2 protein-coding genes are annotated in these 1,103 nt (G+C 66.4%); one reads left to right on the top strand and one right to left on the bottom strand.

The annotated features are described in order from the left end of the window. On the bottom strand, positions 1-245 hold a 245-nt coding region (locus TBIF_RS26395), incomplete at its 3' end, for a hypothetical protein (RefSeq protein ID WP_235174960.1). Between the two features lie 165 nt (positions 246-410). Between TBIF_RS26395 and TBIF_RS26040 the strand changes: the two genes are divergently transcribed. Continuing rightward, positions 411-1,091 carry an HNH endonuclease signature motif containing protein gene (locus tag TBIF_RS26040; protein WP_024796973.1) on the top strand — a complete coding sequence of 227 codons (681 nt, stop codon included), beginning with the start codon at positions 411-413 and terminating at the stop codon, positions 1,089-1,091. Positions 1,092-1,103 lie beyond the last annotated feature (12 nt).

Genomic DNA, 1,103 nt, shown 5'->3' on the forward strand with positions numbered 1-1,103 from the left:
ATGAGGACCCGGTGATCATACCGGAGCCCATCCCGCAGCCTCCCCCGCCGCTGGATCCGCCGCCGGTCAGGCGACGGCGTCGGCGGTCCTGCCCCACATGCGGCGGGGAGGTCGGTGAGGACGGGAAGACGGTGCACCCGCCCGCGGCACCAGGCGGGGACGAGCCCGTGAGTGGTGGTGGGGACGGGCACTGTTCTGGGCACGAGCACGAGCACGAGCACGGGCAGGGCAATGCGCACGGGCATGGGGATGGGGATGGGAGTGGGGCTCGTCCGGACTGGCCGGAGCCGGAATCGGATTCCCCGGCGCAGGAACTGCCCCCGCCGCCGGAACCCGAGCCGGAGCTTGATCTCGGGCTGCCTCCCGCCCCTGCTCCCGCGAGCGACTCCACAGGTTGTGATGCCGCAGCGTTGGCCGCGGCCGCCGCGCTGGATATGCGTCCGTACTGGCTCCGCAACGCCGACGCCCTCGCCTTCGGATTTAACTCACTGTTGTCTGATCCTTCGCTGGGCCAGCACCGCGGGCTGCCGGTGACCGCGGTGATCACCATGACGCTCAAAGACCTTGAGGCGGCCACGGGGAAGGCGATCAGCGGCGGCGGGACACTCATCCCGATCCGCGACGCGATCCGGATGGCCGCTCACGCTTACCAGTATTTGTTGGTTTTCGACGATGATGGCCGGCCTCTATATTTGGGCCGCGGGACACGGTTGGCCACCGCCGATCAGCGTCTGGTGCTCTATGCCGGGGATCGAGGCTGCACGTTCCCGGGGTGCCCGCGGCCGGGTTATTACTGCCAAACCCACCACATGGACGAGTGGGCAGCCAAGCATGGTTGTAGTGATATTGACCGGTTGACGTTCGCGTGCGAGATGCATCATCGGCTTATCGGCCCGGGCCCTACGCAGTGGGTGACGACTACGGCTCCGCCGGGTGGGGTGTTCGGGTTGCGCACGTTGTGGCATCCGCCGGCGTTCATGGATCCGCTGCGGTTGGGTCTGGTCAACCATTTTCATCATCCGGACGAATATTTACGTGAGACACCCGATTTTCCTGGGCCGGACGGTCAACCACCGCCACAACGAGAATAACCACACGAGAAC

The sequence above is a fragment of the Tomitella biformata AHU 1821 genome (assembly GCF_000524475.1).
Lineage (GTDB): Bacteria > Actinomycetota > Actinomycetes > Mycobacteriales > Mycobacteriaceae > Tomitella > Tomitella biformata.